Annotated in this window: 4 protein-coding genes; all 4 read left to right on the top strand. The window is 63.4% G+C overall.

Annotated features, from left to right (window positions below; genetic code table 11):
- Positions 1–725, top strand: a 725-nt coding sequence (locus tag M0954_RS12205) for a transglutaminase family protein (RefSeq protein ID WP_297353450.1), incomplete at its 5' end; no start/stop codon positions are given.
- A 32-nt stretch (positions 726–757) separates the two neighbouring features.
- Complete coding sequence (locus M0954_RS12200; protein ID WP_297353449.1) at positions 758–3265, top strand: circularly permuted type 2 ATP-grasp protein; 2508 nt, start codon at positions 758–760, stop codon at positions 3263–3265.
- Positions 3262–4140, top strand: a complete 879-nt coding sequence (locus M0954_RS12195; protein WP_297353447.1) for a transglutaminase family protein — start codon at positions 3262–3264, stop codon at positions 4138–4140. Before M0954_RS12200 ends, M0954_RS12195 begins: the two co-directional genes overlap by 4 nt.
- Positions 4137–4840 (top strand): aminoacetone oxidase family FAD-binding enzyme (locus M0954_RS12190; protein ID WP_297353446.1); only part of this gene is annotated, 704 nt, incomplete at its 3' end. The genes M0954_RS12195 and M0954_RS12190, both read left to right, overlap by 4 nt.

Below are 4840 nucleotides of genomic sequence, written 5' to 3'. Positions count from 1 at the left end.
CAAAGATGTGGCGTGAGCCGCAGCAGGGCCAGTTCGTGCGCTGGGGCACCACGCTGCATGATCGCTTCATGCTGCCGCATTTCCTCTGGGAGGATTTCCAGGGCGTGCTCGCCGAGCTGGGCCAGTCCGGGTACGAATTCTCGAAGGAGTGGTTCGAGGCGCAGCTGGAGTTTCGTTTCCCGGTGTTCGGCCACGTCACCTATGGCGGCGTGACGCTGGAGGTACGGCAGGCTCTGGAGCCGTGGCACGTGCTGGGCGAGGAGGGCTCGGCCGGCGGCACCGTGCGCTATGTCGACTCGTCGGTCGAGCGGTTGCAGCTCAAGGCCAACGGCTTCGTGCCGGGTCGGCATCTCATCACATGTAACGGTCGCGCGCTGCCGATGACGGACACTGGCCGTTCCGGCGAGGTCGTCGCCGCGGTCCGGTTCAAGGCGTGGCAGCCGGCGTCGGGCCTGCATCCGACCATTCCGGTCCATGCGCCCCTGGTGTTCGACATCGTCGATACCTGGAACCGGAGATCGCTCGGTGGTTGTGTCTATCATGTCGCGCACCCCGGTGGGCGCAATTACGAGACCAAGCCGGTCAATTCCTACGAAGCGGAGGCCCGGAGGCTGGCCCGTTTCGAGCAGATCGGCCATACGCCCGGCGAAATCGACGTGCCGCGGGAAGAACGCACACTTGAATTTCCCTTGACCCTCGACTTGCGGACGCCGCTCCTGCATTGAAAGGTGCTGAGAGTTTGGGCTGGAGAGTCGGTATGACGGGACAGACCGGCCAGGGGAAGAAGCCTCGTCCGGGTCATCGCAAGGTCGCGCAGTGGACCCGCGATTACGAACGGCTGCCCGGAATTCCCGACGAATTTATCGCCCAGGACGGCACCCCGCGCGAGGTCTGGACCCGGTTTTTCGAAGCTTTCGGCATGCTGGCGCCGGCAGATGTCGAGCGTCGTTTCGGTTCGGCCGACCGCCATCTGCGCGAGGCGGGCGTCACCTATCGTGCCCCCGGCGATATCGCCGACCGGATCTGGCCGCTGAGCCATGTACCGCTGCTCATTGGCGAAACCGAATGGCAGCAGATTTCCGCCGCTGTCAGCCAGCGCGCGCAATTGCTCGAGATGGTTCTGACCGACCTTTACGGGGACGCGAAGCTGGTTGCCGAAGGCGCGTTGCCGGCGGCGGCGATCGCGGGGAGTGCCGAATATCTGCGCTCGGTGTGCGGCGTGCAGCCGCCCGGCGGCAGGTACCTCAACGTCTACGCCGCCGATCTTGGCCGCGGTCCTGACGGCCGCTGGTGGGTGCTCGGCGATCGCACCCAGGCGCCATCCGGCATGGGCTATGCGCTTGAGAATCGTCTGGTGTTGTCCCGCGCCTTCACCGATCTCTACAAGTCGATGAACATCGAGCGCGTCGCGCCGTTCTTTGAAGCGTTCCGCGACAGTTTGCGGGCATCGGCAGACCGCGATGAGCCGCGCGTCGGCTTGCTGACGCCCGGACCGTTCAGCGAAACCTATTTCGAACATGCCACGCTGGCGCGTTATCTCGGCTTCCTGTTGGTCGAGGGCGAGGATCTCGCCGTATCCGGTGACCGCATCCACATCCGCACAGTTGCCGGCTTGAAGCGGCTCGACGTTTTGCTGCGCCGTGTCGACTCCAATTCGCTCGATCCGCTTGAACTCGACGCATCGTCGCAGCTTGGCGTGCCCGGCCTGATCGACGTGGTCCGTAAAAACGGTGTCGTGGTCGCCAACATGCCGGGCTCCGGCGTGGCGGAAGCGCGTGCGCTGCTTGGTTTCCTGCCGAGCCTGAGTGAGAAGCTGCTCGGTGAAAAGCTGAAGATGCCGCACATCGCGACATGGTGGTGTGGGCAGAAGGCGGCGCGCGAAGAGGTGCTGTCGCGGCTCGACGATTTCGCCATCGAAGGCGCCTATGGTTATGCGGTGCCTGGATTTCCGGGACGGGGCACGATCCTGACTGCGGAGCTTTCAGCGAGCGAGCGCGATCGACTCAAGGATGCGATCCACAAGCGCGGCATCGACTATGTCGGTCAGGAAGTGGTGCAACTGTCGACGACGCCGGTGTGGGACAATGGCCGCCTGACGCCGCGGCCGTTCGTGCTGCGCGTATTCGCGGCGGCGACGCCCGATGGCTGGACTGTGATGCCGGGTGGCTTCTGTCGGATCGCCGAGCAGCTCGATGCGCGCGCGGTCTCCATGGGCGCAGGTGCGCGGGCAGCGGATGTCTGGGTGGTCGCCGACAAGGCGGTGGCCGCATCGACTTTGCTGCCAGCCGTCGATACCGTGAAGATCAGGCGTATCGCCGGATGGGTGCCGAGCCGCGCGGCGGACAATCTGTTTTGGCTCGGGCGTTATCTGGAGCGTGCAGAATCGACCTTGCGTCTGGTGCGGGCCCTCAGCGTGCCGCAGCGCGATCCGGGGCAGAGCGCGCTTGGCACGCAACAGACCGTCGAGCGTATTCAGCGCATGCTCATCACCTGGGGAGCGACGTCGCTGACGGCGCGTTCGCAACCTGCGAAAATCTCTGCGCAGGCCCTGCAAAGCGAAGACAACTTCGGTTCGGCGCTGTCGCTGGTCCGTGCGGCGCAACGCACTGCGACGTCGTTGCGCGAGCGATTGTCGCCGGACGCATGGCAAGTGATTACCGAGATGGCCGAACGGCTGGCATATGAAGTCGAAGATGATGAAGGGGTCGTCAGCGCCGCCGAATTGACGTTGCAGGAACTTGCAAGCTTCGCCGGACTGGCGCAGGAAAATATGAACCGCGCCGCCGGTTGGCGCTTTCTCGAAATGGGCCGTCGCGCCGAGCGCGCCATCAACACCACGCGCTTTGCGCGGCAGTTCGCCTATGATGAGGCGAGTAGCGACGATCTCGACGTGCTGCTGACGCTCGTGGATTGCCAGATCACCTATCGTTCGCGCTATCTGGTCGGCCCGTTGCTGGCGCCGGTCCGCGACCTCGTTGTGCTTGATCCCTACAATCCGCGCTCGGTGGCATTTCAGGTATCGGCGCTCAATGATCATATCGCGAATTTGCCGGCGCTGAAGGAGAACGGGCTGTTGGAGCGACCGCAGCGGCTTGCTGTGGCTTTGCAATCGTCGCTGACAACGGGCGAGGCCGGCTCGCTTCACACCAAATCCCTGTTCGCGTTCGAACAGGATCTGCTGACGCTCGCGGATTCGATCGGCTCGCATTATTTCCCGCAAGGGACCAGCGCGACCCGTCCGGAAAAGCTGACGGGGTTGGCGTGATTTACGATATCCGTCATGTCACGACATACAGTTATGAAAGCCCGGTGAGCTTCGCGCGCTGCTCGTTGCGGCTCGCACCCGTCAGCATTGGGGGGCAGCAACTGGTGTCGCACTCGGTCGAGATCAAGCCGGGTCCGGCGGTTCGCACCCAACGGACGGATTTCTTCGGCACGCAAACCGAAAATATTCTGATCGAAAGCCCGCACCGGGTGCTGCGCATCGACAGCCGCTCGCGGGTCTATGTCGAACGCGATGCGCCGGGACGCGGCGACGACAGCCCTTCATGGGAAAGCGTGCGTGAGGCATCGTATGATTCCAGCGATCTCAGTGCGGCATCGCCGATCGGCTATGTGTTTGCGAGCCCGCTGGTGCCGATCCAGTCTGCGGTGACCGCTTACGCGTCGATCAGCTTTTCGGAAGGATGCGGCATTCTCGCTGGTGCCGTCGATCTGATGCATCGCATTCGCACCGAGTTCAAATATGACCCGAAGGCAACGGTGATTTCGACGCCACTCGCCGAGGTGTTGGAAAAGCGCCACGGCGTTTGCCAGGATTTCGCACACATCATGATTTCCGGGCTGCGCGGCCTCGGCCTGCCAGCCGCCTATGTCAGCGGCTACCTGCGCACGATTCCGCCGCCGGGCAAGGCGCGGCTGCAGGGAGCGGATGCGACCCATGCCTGGGTTTCCGTGTGGTGCGGCAAGGAACTTGGCTGGATTGGCTTTGACCCCACCAACGATATTCTGGTCGAGAACGATCACATCGTTCTCGCGGTCGGACGCGATTTCTCCGATGTCTCGCCGGTCGACGGTGTGATCGTCGGCTCCCGCAAGCAGAAGCTCGCTGTCGCCGTCGATGTGCTGCTGGTCGAATGAACGGGGCCCGCGCACCGGACACCTATGACGTCATCATTCTCGGCGCCGGTGCGGCCGGAATGATGTGTGCCGGCGTGGCCGGTCAGCGCGGACGATCAGTCGTGGTGCTGGAGCAGGCAAGGGCGCCCGGTGAAAAGATCAGGATCTCCGGCGGCGGCCGCTGCAACTTCACCAATCTCCACACCTCGCCGGTGAATTTCCTGTCGCAAAATCCGCAGTTCTGCAAATCGGCGCTGAAGAGCTTTACGCAGCAGGATTTCATCGCGCTGGTCGAGAAATACCGCATCGCTTATCACGAGAAGACGCGCGGGCAATTGTTCTGTGACGGCTCCTCTCAGCAAATCATCGACATGCTGCTGGCAGAATGCCGGGTCGGTAACGTGCAGATCCGGCTTGGCGTGAATATCGCGGGCGTGACCAGGACCGAGAGCGGTTTTGTCGTCAGCACCGAGCAGGGCGAATACCGTGGCCATCAGTTGGTGGTGGCCACCGGCGGGCCATCGATTCCGAAAATGGGCGCCAGCGCGTTCGGCTACAAGCTGGCGCAGCAGTTTGGCTTGAAAATGGTTCCGCCGCGTGCGGGGCTGGTGCCGCTGACATTCGATGTCACCGCGCTGGCGCAGTTCAAGGAGCATGCGGGATTGGCGGTGGACGCCGTCGTCAGCGCCGGCAAAACCAAATTCGACGAGGCGCTGCTGTT

Origin of the sequence: Paraburkholderia sp. (assembly GCF_026225065.1) — a bacterium.
Lineage (GTDB): Bacteria > Pseudomonadota > Gammaproteobacteria > Burkholderiales > Burkholderiaceae > Paraburkholderia.
This window is presented reverse-complemented; position numbering and strand designations above follow the sequence as displayed.